Below are 16,484 nucleotides of genomic sequence, written 5' to 3' on the forward strand. Positions count from 1 at the left end.
GAATAATTTCTGTCGCCTAAATCTGTTTTACAGTTGTAATCTACGTAATCAGAGAATATTATTTGCTACACAAAGCTTAAAGCTTGACCGCGCACTTCTGTGTTTAACTTGCCTTTGTGGTAGACAATCTGACCACCAACTATAGTTGTGTCAGCCCATCCTGTGAGGTTCCAACCTTCAAAGGGACTCCAGTGACATTTGGTTAAGGTTTCTTCTCGGAGGACGGGGCGGTATGTATTCAAATCAACAAGCACTAAATCAGCATCGTAACCAGGGGCGATCGCTCCTTTATTGGGGATACCATAAGCTACAGCGACAGCTTTGGACATCCAGTTGGCTACTTGGGCAATGGTACATTTCCCCTCCATCGCCGCCGTCAACATGACAGCCAAGGATGTTTCTACCCCAGGCATCCCAGAAGGACTATTGGGATAGGGTTGAGCTTTTTCTTCTAAGGTGTGGGGAGCGTGGTCTGTGGCGATGAAATCTATCACACCATCCCGCAACGCTTGCCATAAAACTTCGTTATCGTGGGGCGATCGCAAGGGCGGATTCATTTGTGCTAATGTGCCAATACGCTGATAATCACCAGTATTCATCACCAAATGTTGTGGTGTGACCTCGGCTGTTACCCAACTGGGTTTGTCTTGGCGCAACAATTCGGCTTCGTCGGCTGTGGACATATGCAGAATATGTAACCGACGCTGATATTTTTTAGAAAGTTTTAATGCCAATTGTGTTGCTAACAGTGCCGCTTGATTGTCTTGAATTTGGGAGTGAATTGCTGGGTCTTGAATCCCCGCAAATTCTTGACGGCGCTGGTTAATTCTGGCTTGGTCTTCCGCATGAACAGCAATTAGGCGTTGACCTTGAGCAAATATCGATTCTAGTGCAGCCTCTTGATCAACCAACAACTGACCGTGCATTGACCCCATGAAAATCTTAATGCCTGGTGTTGGGTGTGCGGCTAATAATTCTGGTGTGTTATCCCCTGTTGCCCCGATGAAAAAACCATAATTCACCAAACACTTACTAGCAGCCCGTTGTAACTTATCATCTAGCGCTTGCTGGGTAGTTGTCAGGGGGCGCGTGTTGGGCATTTCTAAAAAAGAAGTTACCCCACCTTTGGCACAGGCGCAGCTGGCTGTAAACAAATCTTCTTTATGTTCTAGCCCAGGTTCGCGGAAATGCACCTGGGGGTCTATGACTCCTGGCAACAAAGTCAACCCTTTCGCGTCAATCTCTGTAGCTGGTGTAGTGTTGACTATTTCTGTCCCTACTTCAACGATATGGCGATCGCGTGTCAACACATCCCCCACCAAAAATTCACCATTCGGTAAAATGATGCGAGCGCCGCGAATTAGCAAACTTTGTGGAGATGACATGATGCTAACAATTTTCAATACAGGAGTTATAGACTATAAAAAACTATCCTTTTAGGTCAATCTTAACAGTACTTTTTGTAATAATTTTTTGCAGTTATTTACAAAAAAGATTATTTTTATCTTATGAGTCGATGACCACCTAATCTGCTTTCTCCCGTTAAGATTAACAAATATAGTCTCCCTCAGCGAGTTAATTACTTACACTTTTCTTACTTCAGTAATTTCATGCAAAATCAAGTGTCTGACAACAATTCTAGTAAACAACCTGATAATTCTTGGATCGCAGAGCTAGGTAGAACAGTTGTATTAAGTATTGTTCTCGCCTTGGGTATTCGTACCTTCGTGGCTGAAGCACGCTGGATTCCTTCTGGCTCGATGGAACCCACTCTCCACGGGACTCCCAACCAGTGGGAAGCAGACAAAATTATTGTTGATAAGTTGAAGTATAGATTTTCTCAACCGCAGAGGGGAGACATTGTAGTTTTTTCCCCTACAGAAGAGTTACAAAAAGAACAATACCAAGATGCCTTTATCAAAAGGGTGGTTGGCTTACCAGGGGAAACAGTAGAACTCAGAAACGGCAGAGTATATATCAATAAAAAGCCCCTTAATGAAGAGAAATATCTCGGCTCCAAACAAGCCACAGTCATTGATGTCTGTACGTCAGGACAGCAACCAGCTTTCTTAACAAAACCCCAGACTATACCTTCTGACTCCTATTTAGTACTAGGAGATAATCGTAATAGCAGCTATGACAGTCGTTGTTGGGGTGTTGTCCCACGTCAAAATATTATTGGTCGTGCAGTTCTTCGTTTTTGGCCACTCAACAACGTAGGAGAAATCGATAAATCGCCTCTATACTCTCCAAAGTAAAAAAACTATATATAAAACAAAGGGATAGTCAACAGTCCATAGTCTGGAATTTTTGTTTCATGACCCATCAACCAATGACTGTTGACTATTGGCTCAGAAATATTGAAAATGCCTTACCTAGCTAAAATATTCATCTACCCGATTAAATCACTAGACGCGGTGGAGGTTCAGCAAGGACGAATTATCAACAGTGGTGCGCTAGAGCATGACCGTGAATTTGCCATATTTGACGAACATTCGAGAGTGGTGAATGGGAAACGAAATCCATCTATTCATCAATTGCGTTCATATTTCCACATCTCTCATCGAACAGTCTCGCTCCAATTTCCTGGAAAATATTCAGAATATGTCTTTCATCTAGACGAAGACAGGCAAACACTAGCAGCTATCTTAAGTGATTTTTTTGAGTTTGCTGTTACCCTAGAGCAAAACTCCCAAGGAGGATTCCCTGATGATTTACAATCACCAGGGCCAACAGTAATTAGCACCGCAACCTTGGCAGAAGTAGCTTCTTGGTTTCCCGGTGTAACTATCGATGAAATGCGCCGTCGAATGCGTGCTAATCTGGAAATTGATGGCGTTCCGGCATTTTGGGAAGATCAGTTATTTAGTGAATCAGGTGAAATTATTTCCTTCCAAGTTGGAGACGTGCAATTTTTTGGTGTTAACCCCTGCCAGCGTTGTGTAGTTCCCACAAGAGACTCTTTTTCAGGTATCGCTTATCCAGGTTTTCAAAAAATATTTGTCCAAAAGCGTCAAAATACATTGCCGGAATGGGCTGCTACATCTCGTTTTAATCATTTTTATCGTTTAAGTGTAAATACACAATTACCAAGTTCGGAAGCAGGGAAATTCATTAGTGTGGGCGAAGAAGTTAAAATTACCTTATAAAAAAAATTGAGATTTTTTAACAACAAAATAAACATACTCATTCATTCAGCATAAATCTAACTACCAAGTAGCAAATACCTACCCCTCATATCTTTGTATGTAAACTTGGACTCATCATTTTGTCTTCAATTGGTAAAAATAGGAACCTTTTTCTAGTACAAAATTTTTTGGTTAAATAGTGTAAATATATCTGGCAACTCCTTGAATAATACATATTCATGTATTGTCAGATGCAATAGAACAAATTATGGTGTTATAACAAAGTTTAAGCCTTTATATCAGGAAGAAGTACCCCAGTAGACCGAATATGTATAAACATATTTCAGTATCTTTTGATATAAGCATCAGCTACTTGCTTGACAATATTTGTTATTGTAGACAGTACTAACCCTTAAGCTCAAGGTAGCTGATATATCGTAGATTCCCTGGGGTTAACATTGGGGAAATTTTTTACAAATGATGTTAGTCAAACTTCAATCCGTCAACTCCTGTTACTGCTCAATTGGCAAAAAATTTACTAAGAAGTCCCTCAGATTATTTCTCATTATGCCTTTCGTTCGGCAAACGTATTTGGCGACGGAAACAGTGAGGTATCTAGCGTTGCAAAATGGGCAGGAAATATTAGATTATCACCACACAAGGAGAATATCGCATCTTGGTAGTAGATGATGTGGCTGACAGTCGGTTGTTGGTGAAACTCCTGTCATCTATTGCTTTTGTTGTGTGTGAGGCCACACGCTTCATTTGTTCTTCTGAAACAGTTACTCCAGAAAAATCAACTTTATCATTTTCTGAAGTATCTAGTAAATAACTATCAAGTTGAAAAAACTATGGCACTAACTAAAACAAATATAGAATGAATCATAAACAGTTAGACCCATATAAAAGCGATATTTTGATTATTGATGATATGGCAGACAATCTGCGTGTCTTGTCATCAATTCTTGCTAGGGAAGGATATAACGTTCGTAAAGCTTTAAATTGGCAAATGGCTTGCACCGCTTGTCAAACATTATTACCTGATTTGATTTTGCTTGATATTATGATGCCAGAGGTAGATGGTTATGAAGTTTGTCAAAGATTTAAAGCTTGGGAACTGACATCTGATATTCCAGTAATTTTTATTAGTGCTTTAGATGATGTTTTTGACAAAGTTAAGGCTTTTAAAGTTGGTGGGGTAGATTATATTACTAAACCTTTTGAATTAGGAGAGGTCTTAGTACGTGTAAAAAATCAAATAGAATTGCGAACAGCGAGAATAGAAATATTAACACTTAATGCTGAGTTAGAACAAAGAGTAAAGCAGCGTACTTGGGAGTTAGAAAAGGCTTTGCAAAAACTCCAAATAGAAGTTAGTGCGCGTCAAAAGTTACAAGGCAAATTGCTTGATATGGCGCTGCATGATGCTCTGACTGGTTTACCAAACAGAATTTTGTTTATCAGGAGATTAGGAAAAGCTTTAAATCGCGCTAAAGAAGAATCTAATTATCAATTTGCAGTACTATTTTTAGACTGCGATCGCTTCAAGGTTGTCAATGATTCTTTAGGGCATTTAGTAGGAGATGAATTACTTATTTCTATCGCTCATCGTCTCCAATCTTGTCTCACACCAGACGCTACTCTAGCAAGACTAGGCGGTGATGAATTTGGCATTTTGTTAGAGGATATAAAAGATATCCGCATGGCAATTCAAATAGCCGATTACATTCTTCAACAACTATCAATGTCTTTTAAACTGTCTAGATACGAAGTTTTTATGAATGTCAGCATTGGCATTAATTGGGGTCATAAAGGATATGATCAACCAGAGTATCTGCTGCGAGATGCTGATACAGCGATGTATCGTGCTAAAGATTCAGGAAGGTCTAGATATCATGTTTTTGACCCAGCAATGCACGAGGAAGTGATCAAAGCCTTAGAAAAGGAAAATGACTTACGTAGGTCAGTGGAAAAACAGGAATTTGTTATTTATTACCAGCCAATTATTTCTTTGTCTACAGGTAAAATCTCCGGATTTGAAGCACTTGTTCGTTGGCAGCATCCAACTCACGGTTTGATTGCTCCGACAGAATTTATCCCTGTAGCGGAAGAAACTGGTCTAATTAATACTATCAATATATGGGTATTACAGTCAGCTTGTCAGCAACTACGCATCTGGCAATCTCATCCAGGAACTCCTAATAATCTAACCATTAGTGTAAATTTAAGTGCTAAATTATTTTTGCAGACTAATTTCCTAACACAAGTCGATCAAATTATCAAAGAGACTCAAATAGATCCATCTAGTTTAGAGCTAGAAATCACAGAAACTGTCATTATGGAAAATAATAATGAAATTAAAGTAATTCTCCAACAATTAAAGGAGCGTAAAATTAAACTAATAATGGATGACTTTGGTACAGGTTATTCGTCCCTGAGCTATTTACATATATTTCCTTTTAATGCACTAAAAATTGATAAATCATTTGTTAATCGGATGTTGGATAATCAGGAAAATATGGGATTAGTACCTGCGATGATTAGCATTGCTGCATCTATGGGTATGTCGGCGATCGCAGAAGGAGTTGAAACCCAAGAACAATTGGAACAACTGAAAAGTTTAAAATGTGATTTTGCACAAGGATATCTATTTTCTCAACCTATAGAGCAGAACTTGGTAATAGATTTTATCGCCTCAGCTACCCAATGGTAGTTTAGGTTGATACTCCTGAATTTATAATTTCTCAATTCATATCTGTATAGCTTTATTTTTTAGTAATTATTTGATATTAGTGTCAACAAAATATTTGTTGAGTTTAGGTAATTTTTATATAAGTCCGTCCAAACAGCATTTAATATATTTATCAGGGGATAAATGATGAATTTTAATTCATAATGAATTTAAATAATAACAATAAATATAAAAGCAATATTTTGGTAGTAGATGATACACCAGATAATCTGCGGCTGTTATCAGCGATGTTAACTGCACGAGGTTTTGAAGTTCGCAAAGCCTTGAACGGTAAAATGGCACTAACTGCGTGTCAGATGCTTTTACCTGATGTCATTTTGCTAGATGTTAGTATGCCGGATATGGATGGTTATCAAGTTTGTCAGCAACTGAAAGCTGATGAACACACCTCCGATATACCAGTGATATTTATTAGCGCGCTAGATGATGTCCTAGATAAAGTTAAAGCTTTCGATGTTGGTGGTGTGGATTACATTACTAAGCCCTTTCATGGTGCGGAAGTAATCTTACGAATTGAAAATCAAATAAATTTACGTTTGTTGCAACTTCAATTAAAAGAAAGAAATTTTTTATTGCAAGATGCCCTTAATAATTTAAAAGCCTCACAGGTTCAACAAATTCAAAACGAGAAAATGGTGGCACTTGGACAATTAGTAGCAGGTATTGCCCATGAAGTTAATAACCCTATTAGTTTTATCTATGGCAACCTGCAATATGCTAATGAGTATATCCAAGATTTAGTGAAAATCATCGAAGTTTATCAACAGGAGTATCCCAATCCAACATCCAAAATTCAACAACTAATTCAAAAGACAGACTTGAGTTTTGTGATGCAAGACCTGCAAAACTTAATGGGTGCTATGTACAGAGGATCTGATCGGATTCGGGAAATTGTACTGGCGCTGCAAAACTTTTCCCGCCATGACGAGGCGCAAATGAAATTGGTAAACATTCATCAGGGAATAGACAGCGCCTTGGTGATGTTACAGCATCGACTCAATGCCACATCAAATCGTCCAGCAATTGATGTGGTGAAAGATTACAGTAACTTACCTTTGATTACTTGCTATCCGAGCGAATTAAATCAAGTATTTATGCACATCTTAAATAATGCCATAGATGCTTTGGCGGTGAGAGAAGAAACTGATTCTGGCGTAATACCAATGACTCCCAGACTACGTGTACAAAATAGCCAAGTCAATCCTCTGTGGGTAAGTGTTCGTCAAGGAACAGCTCATCTACAGTCATTGGGAATAACCAAAATCAAGGGAGAACCCCCAAACCCAAATCCTCAAATTCGGATTCGCACAGAATTACTCAACTCGCACACCGTGAGGATTGCGATCGCCGATAATGGTGTAGGTATAGATCAATCTTGGCAATCCCATCTGTTTGACCCATTTTTCACCACAAAAACCGTAGGCAAAGGTAGTGGATTGGGATTATCTATCAGCTATCAGATTATAGTGCAGAAACACCAAGGGCAAATCACCTGTGCTTCTGCATTAGGCGAAGGAGCAGAGTTTGTTATTACAATTCCGATTACACCAGTCTGAGTAGAAAGGGCTGAGTCAAATGACACTACAAATAAATTAGGATTTTTAGTCAACACAGGCTACTATTTTCATTCACATAAAAGCATAATAGAAGTGTGACTGATCTGTTAGCCCCTTTACAATCATTAAACCAAGGTCACTGGTTCAAGCTCATCTGCGGAGCTAGTTTCCAGCACCTACCTGCTGTGAGAAGTTTAACATTAGCCTACACCTTAGCTGGTGCTGACTGCATAGATGTGGCTGCTGACCCAGCCGTGATTAGAGATGCCAAAGAAGCAATACAAGTAGCTAGAAATTTGGTGCAGGCAGCTCAAGCAAGAGGACTGGACTACAAAGGTCATGCACCCTTGTTGATGGTCAGCTTAAATGACGGAGAAGACCCCCATTTCCGCAAAGCCGAATTCAATCCCCACCATTGTCCCTCTGATTGTCCCAGACCTTGCGAGAAAATCTGCCCCGCTCAGGCAATTGTATTTAATCATCAAAAAGATAATTTTTCTGGAGTTGAATCTCAGAAATGCTACGGTTGTGGGCGTTGTCTGCCAGTTTGTCCTTATGATATAATTTATACAAATTCCTATATGTCACCGCCAGAAGCGATCGCGCCAATGGTTTTGTCAGCAGGAATAGATGCCGTAGAAATCCATACAAAAGTGGGACGTTTGGCAGAGTTTAAGCAATTATGGCAAGTAATTTCACCTTGGGCAGACCAACTGAAGGTATTGGCTATCAGCTGTCCCGATGGCAAACATCTAGTTGAATATCTCCAATCAATCTATGAACTAATTTCTCCACTTCCTACCACCTTAATTTGGCAAACCGACGGTCGCCCCATGAGTGGTGATATTGGAGATGGTACCACTTTAGCAGCAGTGAAACTAGGGCAAAAAGTTCTAGCAGCTAAGTTACCAGGATATATACAACTAGCAGGTGGCACTAACAGCTACACAGTTGCTAAGTTAAAGGCAATGGGACTACTGAAAAAAGCAAGGGAGCAGGGAGCAGGAAGAGAAGTCGCAAGGAGGGAAACCCTCCGGGCGAACTTCCCTACGGGACGCTACGCGAACGGGAGCATGGGGGAAATTTCTTCTCCTCTGCCCCCTGCCCTTCGGGTTCGCAGTCGCTTATGGGGGAAACCCCCAAGACCGCGCTGTCTCACCTCCCGCCCCTCCGCCTCCATTGCCGGAGTTGCTTACGGTAGCTACGCCCGTGTAATGCTGTCACCGATTATTGAGCAGTTAGAAAATAAGGAGGTGAGTAATAGCAGTGTTAAGGCCACAGTACGCCTTGAAGAAGAACCAGAATTGCTTTGGCAAGCCGTAGAGCTTGCCCGTTCCCTCGTCTCCCAGCTCAAGTCACAGCAGGAGAGCTAATCGCTCTTCGTTATCTCTCAAAACGTCACAATAGAAAGCATGACGACTACAGACGATCTCCAAAAGTTGTTAGACATTTTGCCCCAAGACCTGCGACAAATACTAGAGAACCATCCCAAACGAGATAGTTTAGTAGAAGTGGTCTTGGATTTGGGTCGTCGCCCAGAGGCTAGATTTCCCAATCAAGCCGAGTACCTGAGCGAAACACCCGTTACTCAAGCACAGATAGACGATTGCGTTCAGCGAGTAGGAAACTTTGGTGGAGATAATCGGGCAGGAATTGAGCAAACTTTGCATCGGATCAGTGGTATCCGCAACCGCAGTGGTAAGATAATTGGTCTCACTTGTCGTGTTGGTCGAGCGGTATTCGGTACCATAGGCATGATCCGCGATTTGGTGGAAACTGGTAAATCGATTCTCATGCTAGGACGGCCTGGTGTAGGTAAAACTACAGCCTTAAGAGAAATTGCCCGTGTTTTAGCAGATGAATTGCATAAGCGTGTGGTTATCATTGACACCTCCAACGAAATTGCTGGGGATGGCGATGTTGCTCACCCAGCCATTGGTCGTGCTAGGCGGATGCAAGTAGCTCATCCAGAACTGCAACATCAGGTGATGATTGAGGCAGTGGAAAATCATATGCCAGAAGTCATTGTCATCGATGAAATTGGTACAGAACTGGAAGCTTTAGCAGCCCGTACCATTGCCGAACGAGGTGTGCAGTTGGTAGGTACTGCCCACGGAAACCAGATAGAAAACCTGATCAAAAACCCCACACTGTCTGACTTGGTTGGGGGTATTCAAGCTGTGACACTGGGAGACGATGAAGCGAGACGCAGGGGTAGTCAAAAAACCGTTTTGGAACGGAAAGCCCCGCCTACCTTTGAGATTGCCGTGGAAATGTTAGAACGGCAACGTTGGGTAGTACACGAAAGTGTTGCGGATACGGTGGATACTCTTCTGCGAGGCCGTCAGCCTAGTCCACAAACGAGAACGGTGGATGAGCAAGGTAAAGTCGCCATCACACGACAATTATCTGTTGTTAATGGTCGTGGCGGACAGTTGGCAACTCCTGAGGAATCTTTTGCACCAGCTAGACCATCTAATGGTTGGCGTGCATCAGGACAAATGCTAGCCATCCCATCATTGCCTCTAGAGCGAGAACGAATCTCTGGACAAAGCGAATTTGACCGCTTGTTAGATGAATCGTTTAACTACCCAGAGGCTATTGATTTCGGCAGTAGTGCTAGACAACCAGGCCCCAACGGTGAAGATTTGCCACTGCACGTTTACCCTTATGGTGTGAGTAGGCATCAACTGGAACAGGTGATCAGTGTTTTAACTTTGCCTGTGGTATTGACAAAAGATATAGATAATGCTGATGCAATTTTAGCATTGCGATCGCACGTCAAAAACCACGCTAAATTAAGGCAGATGGCTAAAGCCCGTCATGTACCCATCCATGTGATTAAGTCTAGTACCATTCCTCAGATTACCCGTGGATTGCGGCGCTTGCTGAACATGGAAGATCCCGAAGTAGCGGATGATCGAGAACTACAATTGTTTCTCCACAACGGTAGCGACGACGAAATGGACGCTTTAGAAGAAGCAAGACTAGCCGTCGAGCAAATCGTCATTCCCAAAGGACAACCAGTGGAGTTATTACCCCGTTCTCCGCAAGTCCGCAAAATGCAGCATGAGCTAGTAGAACACTATCGGCTCAAGTCCCATAGTTTTGGGGAAGAACCAAACCGTCGTTTACGGATTTATCCAGCGTAAACTGACTGAGTTTGTCGAGTAAATCCAGCGATCGCTCTCCAAGATTTTAGGGCGATCGCTTTTAGTTGGTAAAATTAATATCCAAGAATCTATGATTAATCAACTCCAAGACTATAACCCTAGCGGCGTAGGTGAAATCAATGGCAATCTCTTAGGTTTGCCGTGCGACTACGATTCTGCAAATTTAATTGTTTTTGCAGTTCCTTGGGAAGTTACTGTTTCCTATGGTGCAGGTACAGCCAACGGCCCACAAAGAATTCTGGATGCTTCAGTACAACTAGATTTATTTGACTTTGATCATCCTGATGGTTGGAAACAAGGGATTTTCTTAGTGGAAATTCCCCAAGAAATGATCGAGAAAAATAATTATTATCGGGATTTAGCAGCACAAATTATTGAACGGCTAGCCCAAGGTAAATTACTGACAGATACACCAGATTTAACCCCTGTACTGACAGAAATTAATCAAGCTTCCCAACAGGTAAATCAATGGCTGTTTACACAATGTCAAGCAGCTATGAGTCAAGGTAAGCAAGTTGCAGTCATTGGCGGTGACCACAGTTCACCTTTAGGTTACTTTCAAGCATTAGCAGCGAAATACTCCAATTTTGGCATTCTCCACATCGATGCACACGCAGATTTACGTGATGCTTATGAAGGGTTTGAATTTTCCCATGCGTCGATTATGTTTAATGGGTTGAAATTACCGCAAATTTCTAAACTAGTGCAGGTAGGTTTACGCGATATCAGTCATGATGAAGTGCGAATGATTGAGGAATCCCATGGACGCATCGTGGCATACTACGACCCCATGATTAAACAAAAGCTCTATGGTGAGACAAATTGGATCGAACTAAGCCGCGAAATTGTGAATCATTTACCGGAATACGTCCACATTAGTTTTGATGTGGATGGTTTAGATCCAAAACTTTGTCCAAATACCGGTACACCCGTTCCTGGTGGTTTGGAATTGGAGCAAGTTTTTTGTCTATTTCGGGAATTAGTGAATAGCGGGAGAAAAATTATCGGCTTCGATGTCTGCGAAGTTGGTGATGCTGAATGGGATGGTAATGTAGGGGCGAGAGTGGTTTATAAATTAGCAAATTTAATGGATTTATCTCACAAACAATAAGCTGTTATTATTCAGCAGGCAATGATCGACTGTCAGTCATTGCCTAGACACCAACTTTTAATTCCCATCATCTATCCTGAGTGTACTTTTGAAGATAAAAATTAGGACTACTATCACTAATATTTATTAAATTAAGCGGGAATTTATGACTGTAATATTTGTAAATAATTAAAAAATAAAATCTTAAAAGCCTTGTAAGTCAATGGTTTTGGTCTTAAATATCAATATTATGGCTGCATAGCTTCCCTGATAACCGCTTTTACTCATGCAGGAAATTAACTTCTATGCCATCATAGACAGTGAGAATTAAATCGGTGATAGTCTTTGTTTTTAGTATTAACAGGCTTTTCCTTTTGGTATTTACAGACCTCTCTCCGAAATTTAAATCTCTACACAGCCATGATTTTGGAGAGAAAAGAATGTCAATTTATGTAGGGAACCTCTCTTACGAAGTTACGCAAGAGGATATCAGCAACGTTTTTGCAGAATATGGTTCTGTAAAACGGGTTGTGCTACCTACTGACCGTGAAACAGGTCGCCTGCGCGGTTTTGCTTTTGTGGAAATGGGTTCAGATGCAGAAGAAACAGCTGCCATCGAGGGTCTTGATGGTGCTGAGTGGATGGGTCGTGACCTGAAAGTCAATAAAGCCAAGCCCAAAGAAGACAGAGGCTCCTTTGGTGGCGGAAACCGGGGAGGATACGGCGGTGGCGGTGGCGGTGGTCGTTCCCGTTATTAAGAATTAATAATTAGGAATTTATCTAAATTCTTGAGGTCAGACAAATCGTCTGCCTTTTTTTTTCTTCATTGAGTCCTGATGGCATCTTTTTAGTAGTTACTGTAAAGCAATGACGATCGCTCTAGTCGGATGAGCCGAATTGCTCCTACCCTAAATAGAAGAGCCTTTTGTATTAGGTGGAACTCAGCATGAAGCGAATCAGTAAGTCTCTGCTGCTAACCTTGAATTGGATATTGTTGTCAGTTGGCACAACAATATTAATTCTTCTCACTCAACCGATAGCACCAGTACCAGCCCAAGAACCTCCCGCCCCCACTGAGCAAACAAACACACCCCAACCCGAAAATCCCAATGATCAAAAGCTCAGAGATGCACTAAAACGCTCATCTCCCTCGGAAACACCGCCCCAGTCCACAACAAAAGCACCGGAATCGGCGGAACCCCCACTCAGTCCAGAAGAAATTGCCCGTCAACAAAAACTCATAGAAGCAGATAAACTTTATCTGGCGGGACAAATTGCCGAGGCGGAAAAAATTTACCGCGAAGTTAAAACACCGTTTACTCAAACATCTGCATCCAAAGAACGAAAACCAGCCATCCTTGACCCCACAGAACTTTCACCAGCAGGTAAAGTCTATTGGCGAGAAGCAGAGGCGGGGATAGCTAAGAAATTGCAAACCCGAACTTTAGTACCTCTGCAATTATTAGTTGAACAATATCCCGAATTTGTCCCTGGCCATATTCGCTACGCTGAAGTTCTCACCCAATACGATCGCCACACAGAAGCATTAGATATTTTAGAACGGGCATCATCTCTTTATCCCAATCAACCAAAGTTAACTCAAGCCAGAGTTAGCGCCTTGGCTAAATCAAAGAAATGGATGGAAGCATCTTTAGCTGCAAGGCAATTTGCTATTCTCAACCCTAATAATCCCCAAGCACCAGAATTTACCCAATTAGCCGAGAAACATCTTCAACGCTATCAATCCTACGTTCGAGAGGAAATTAGAGGTAATTTAATTAGTAACGTCATTACAGGCGCATTGGGTTATGCGGTTACTGGTAGCTTATTGGGGCCGTTTTCTGCCCTTGACTCCACCATTTTGCTACTACAGGGCGAAAAATCTATTGGTGAATCGGTAGCAAAACAGGCGAAAAAACAGCTGCCTTTGGTCATAGACGATGATGTTTTAGCCTACGTCAATGATATTGGGCAGAAACTGGCGAAAGTCGCGGGTAGAAACGAATTTAAATACGAATTTTTTGTCATTCCGGAAGAAGAACTTAACGCCTTTGCCCTACCGGGAGGGAAAATTTTTATTAATGCTGGTGCGATCGCCAAAACCACTTCCGAAGCAGAATTAGCGGGATTAGTAGCACATGAATTATCTCATGTTGTCTTATCCCACGGCTTTCAATTAGTTACCCAAGGAAATCTCATCTCTAACGTTACTCAATATCTGCCCTTTGGTGGCACTATTGGGCAACTTTTCGCCATGAATTACAGCCGGGATATGGAAAGACAGGCAGATATTTTGGGTACACGGTTAATTGTTGCTAGTGGCTATGCTGCTGATGGCTTGCGGAATTTAATGGTGACACTAGACAAGCAAAAAAAATATGACATTCCCACTTGGTTATCTTCCCACCCAGGCGGTAATGAGCGAGTTAGTTATCTAGAAAACTTAATTTCTCGCAATAGTTATAATCGCTACGCTTATGAAGGTGTACAACGCCATGCAGAAATTAAAGTGAAAGTTAACAAACTCCTTAAACAGAGAAAAGAAGAAGAGGAAAAAAAGCGCACTACGGAATGAACTAAAAGTAAAATTTTTCGTCAAATAAATCAGGACTAAAGTTGCGTGTCATCAATTTCTCATTGGGTTAGTTTAACGTGAGTTCGACGAATTTCAAAAACCCCTCTCCAAACCTCTCCCCTGCAAGGAGAGAGGCTTCAAAACCCTAATTTTTCCTTAAGTTTTCGGGATATCTAAACCCCTCTCCGCGTCGGAGAGGGGTTTGGGGAGAGGTCATCGAACTGACGTTAGTTTATAGTCCCTAATCTTTAACCAATGACTAATGACTAATACACTGTTTGTCACTGGAGGAGCATTCATGTTATCTAAAAGCTGGAAACTCGCTTTCTTGGGTAGTTTAGGTTTATCTTTTTTCCTTGGTAATTCCGTCGCATTGGCACAATTTGACGATGGTGTTGTTGTGCCAACTGTACCATCAGGTTCATCGACACCGACAAACGTACCCTATCCTTATCCAACAGATACATCAACAAATATACCTCCTGTCACAAATGGGGATGGCACAGTCAGATTCAGATGCGTGCCTATAAACGGACAGCAGACAGTAGTTTATCAGCCCCAAAGTCAACCAGGGCAATACTTTCCTTGGGCAGCACCGAGAAATTTAGGTGGTGGTTGGGATGCAGCCAGCAGATGTCAGGCGATCGCCAATCGTCTAGAGTCCTATCGCCCAGATGGCTTACAAGAACTTCAGGTTTCTGTAGAAAACAACGAAAATATTATTTGTGTGACAACCGACGCAAACCAACGCTGTCGCATTGTCCTGACTGTACCTCGTAACCAAGACCCCTACACAGTACGTAATAACGTTTTCCAAAACCTAGTGACTGCTGATAACGGACAGCAAACTACAGCCGTCAACACCTACAGAGGTAATAACGACCTTTACAACTTGGGTAGCACCCTTTTAGGTAATGGCAATAATCGGGTGAGTTCATCCAGACGCGGAATCAACTTGAAGCCCTACCTCGACACCAGAGATGGAGGAACAGCTAGAGGCTTGAGAAATGGGGTAGCTATTCGTCGTCAATCTCCCAATCAAGCCCCTGCACGCCTCAATCCTGATAGATTCCGCTAATTTTAGTATTTCCTATATGGATATCTTGCACCTTTTCAATAAGCAAGTGGTGGGCAATGCCCACCCTACGAAATAATCAGCCTTTTAGCCTGTGATTTTGGCAATAAGAGAGTGGTGCAAAATATTAAGTATATGTACATTTGTCATAGAGTGAGCCAAAAGCCCACTCTATTTATTTTTGAATTTTGTAGCTTGCTTCCCATAGGGTATTTTGAATTTTGAATTTTGCGGAAAGTTGCGTGCGGGGGTTTCCCCCGTTGAGCAAACTTTCCAAGGCGAATTTTGAATTGTTACTGTCTACACCTTGCCCCTTGGGGAGTAGCATCAGGATAATAAGTAATAATTGCCTTGTCTTTCCTCACAAAAACTGTAGGAAAAGTTTTACCTGTTTCTTGGTCACGGACATTATAAATACAAGCCCCTTCTTTATTTCCCTGTCTTTTAAACGCTTGGGTTGCATCTACAAGCATTTCTTCGGCGTTGCTGAGATAGCCATAACCTTTAATTACATCTGTAACTGTTCGATTTCCTTGTTTAATTACCACACCTAATGTATAAATCACACCGGGAACCACTTCTTCCCGCCTTTGATTATTTGGTAAACGTCCGCCAATACCCTGGTTTTGTAACTGTAAATATCTCCCATGAAAATGTAAGCCACCAATATCATTGGCGTTATATATTTCACCACAAAAGATATGTTCAAAACCTTTACGCTGAAACCAAATATTAGTTAAATCTTCTAGGAATTGGGCTTTTTTCTGCCGACCTGGACGCAACTCACCACCGCTAACTTTTTGCAGCCTTTGTAAGACATTGGGATAAGCAGATAGTAATTCTTTAAATTTATTAGGACTGACTCTTGTACCAATAAAACCACAGGTTTGCAGTACAGCTTGGTCAAAAGAATTTAATTGTGGTGCTGGTGGTGTGATATCGACTTGTTGCCCTCTGGGGAAATTTACCGGAACAGGGTTATTTTCGTTATCAAAAAAAGGTAACAGTCCTTGTTGTGGCTGTGCTTGTGCTTGAGTAAGCGGATAAGTTAATAGGAAAACAGCAAATATACTCAGCAGTTGTTGTAACTTATGGTTCGCCATAAATTTAAATTTAGTGTTTTGCTGACAATTTA

General features: G+C 41.5%; 12 protein-coding genes. 10 read left to right on the forward strand and 2 right to left on the reverse strand.

Features of this window, described 5'->3' with window-relative positions:
- Positions 1-65: 65 nt before the first annotated feature.
- Positions 66-1,385, reverse strand: coding sequence for a dihydroorotase (locus ACN222_RS11515; protein WP_010996459.1), 1,320 nt, complete (start codon positions 1,383-1,385; stop codon positions 66-68).
- Between the two features lie 225 nt (positions 1,386-1,610).
- Here ACN222_RS11515 and lepB point away from each other — a divergent pair, with 225 nt between their 5' ends.
- The 10 genes from lepB (at position 1,611) to ACN222_RS11565 (ending at position 15,352) form a co-directional block, all read left to right on the forward strand.
- The gene (gene lepB, locus ACN222_RS11520) at positions 1,611-2,258 is read left to right on the forward strand and encodes a signal peptidase I (protein ID WP_010996460.1); all 648 of its coding nucleotides are present in this window, start codon (positions 1,611-1,613) and stop codon (positions 2,256-2,258) included.
- Positions 2,259-2,366: 108 nt separating this feature from the next.
- Positions 2,367-3,149, forward strand: a complete 783-nt coding sequence (locus tag ACN222_RS11525; RefSeq protein WP_010996461.1) for an MOSC domain-containing protein — start codon at positions 2,367-2,369, stop codon at positions 3,147-3,149.
- Positions 3,150-4,005: 856 nt separating this feature from the next.
- Positions 4,006-5,841, forward strand: coding sequence for an EAL domain-containing protein (locus tag ACN222_RS11530; protein ID WP_010996462.1), 1,836 nt, complete (start codon positions 4,006-4,008; stop codon positions 5,839-5,841).
- Between the two features lie 182 nt (positions 5,842-6,023).
- Positions 6,024-7,436, forward strand: coding sequence for a sensor histidine kinase (locus ACN222_RS11535; protein ID WP_010996463.1), 1,413 nt, complete (start codon positions 6,024-6,026; stop codon positions 7,434-7,436).
- Positions 7,437-7,531: 95 nt separating this feature from the next.
- Positions 7,532-8,809, forward strand: a complete 1,278-nt coding sequence (ldpA, locus tag ACN222_RS11540; RefSeq protein ID WP_010996464.1) for a circadian clock protein LdpA — start codon at positions 7,532-7,534, stop codon at positions 8,807-8,809.
- A 39-nt stretch (positions 8,810-8,848) separates the two neighbouring features.
- The gene (locus ACN222_RS11545) at positions 8,849-10,588 is read left to right on the forward strand and encodes a R3H domain-containing nucleic acid-binding protein (protein WP_010996465.1); all 1,740 of its coding nucleotides are present in this window, start codon (positions 8,849-8,851) and stop codon (positions 10,586-10,588) included.
- Positions 10,589-10,679: 91 nt separating this feature from the next.
- The gene (gene speB / locus ACN222_RS11550; RefSeq protein WP_010996466.1) at positions 10,680-11,720 is read left to right on the forward strand and encodes an agmatinase SpeB; all 1,041 of its coding nucleotides are present in this window, start codon (positions 10,680-10,682) and stop codon (positions 11,718-11,720) included.
- Between the two features lie 419 nt (positions 11,721-12,139).
- A complete protein-coding gene (locus ACN222_RS11555) occupies positions 12,140-12,457 on the forward strand; it encodes an RNA recognition motif domain-containing protein (protein WP_010996467.1) in 318 nt (105 codons plus the stop codon).
- A gap of 188 nt (positions 12,458-12,645) precedes the next feature.
- On the forward strand, positions 12,646-14,274 hold the full coding sequence (locus ACN222_RS11560; RefSeq protein WP_096637142.1) for a M48 family metallopeptidase: 1,629 nt from the start codon (positions 12,646-12,648) through the stop codon (positions 14,272-14,274).
- Between the two features lie 298 nt (positions 14,275-14,572).
- Positions 14,573-15,352, forward strand: coding sequence for a COP23 domain-containing protein (locus ACN222_RS11565; RefSeq protein WP_044522967.1), 780 nt, complete (start codon positions 14,573-14,575; stop codon positions 15,350-15,352).
- Between the two features lie 290 nt (positions 15,353-15,642).
- Here ACN222_RS11565 and ACN222_RS11570 read toward each other — a convergent pair whose 3' ends face one another.
- A complete protein-coding gene (locus ACN222_RS11570; protein WP_044521322.1) occupies positions 15,643-16,452 on the reverse strand; it encodes an EndoU domain-containing protein in 810 nt (269 codons plus the stop codon).
- Positions 16,453-16,484: the final 32 nt, after the last annotated feature.

Origin of the sequence: Anabaena sp. FACHB-595 (assembly GCF_048568275.1) — a bacterium.
In the GTDB taxonomy this organism is placed as follows: domain Bacteria; phylum Cyanobacteriota; class Cyanobacteriia; order Cyanobacteriales; family Nostocaceae; genus Trichormus.

Coding starts and splice junctions, on each gene's coding strand:
- ACN222_RS11515 (WP_010996459.1), bottom strand. CDS start 1,385: ATGTCATCTCCACAAAGTTTGCTAATTCGCGGCGCTCGCATCATTTTA.
- lepB (WP_010996460.1), top strand. CDS start 1,611: ATGCAAAATCAAGTGTCTGACAACAATTCTAGTAAACAACCTGATAAT.
- ACN222_RS11525 (WP_010996461.1), top strand. CDS start 2,367: ATGCCTTACCTAGCTAAAATATTCATCTACCCGATTAAATCACTAGAC.
- ACN222_RS11530 (WP_010996462.1), top strand. CDS start 4,006: ATGAATCATAAACAGTTAGACCCATATAAAAGCGATATTTTGATTATT.
- ACN222_RS11535 (WP_010996463.1), top strand. CDS start 6,024: ATGAATTTAAATAATAACAATAAATATAAAAGCAATATTTTGGTAGTA.
- ACN222_RS11545 (WP_010996465.1), top strand. CDS start 8,849: ATGACGACTACAGACGATCTCCAAAAGTTGTTAGACATTTTGCCCCAA.
- speB (WP_010996466.1), top strand. CDS start 10,680: ATGATTAATCAACTCCAAGACTATAACCCTAGCGGCGTAGGTGAAATC.
- ACN222_RS11555 (WP_010996467.1), top strand. CDS start 12,140: ATGTCAATTTATGTAGGGAACCTCTCTTACGAAGTTACGCAAGAGGAT.
- ACN222_RS11560 (WP_096637142.1), top strand. CDS start 12,646: ATGAAGCGAATCAGTAAGTCTCTGCTGCTAACCTTGAATTGGATATTG.
- ACN222_RS11565 (WP_044522967.1), top strand. CDS start 14,573: ATGTTATCTAAAAGCTGGAAACTCGCTTTCTTGGGTAGTTTAGGTTTA.
- ACN222_RS11570 (WP_044521322.1), bottom strand. CDS start 16,452: ATGGCGAACCATAAGTTACAACAACTGCTGAGTATATTTGCTGTTTTC.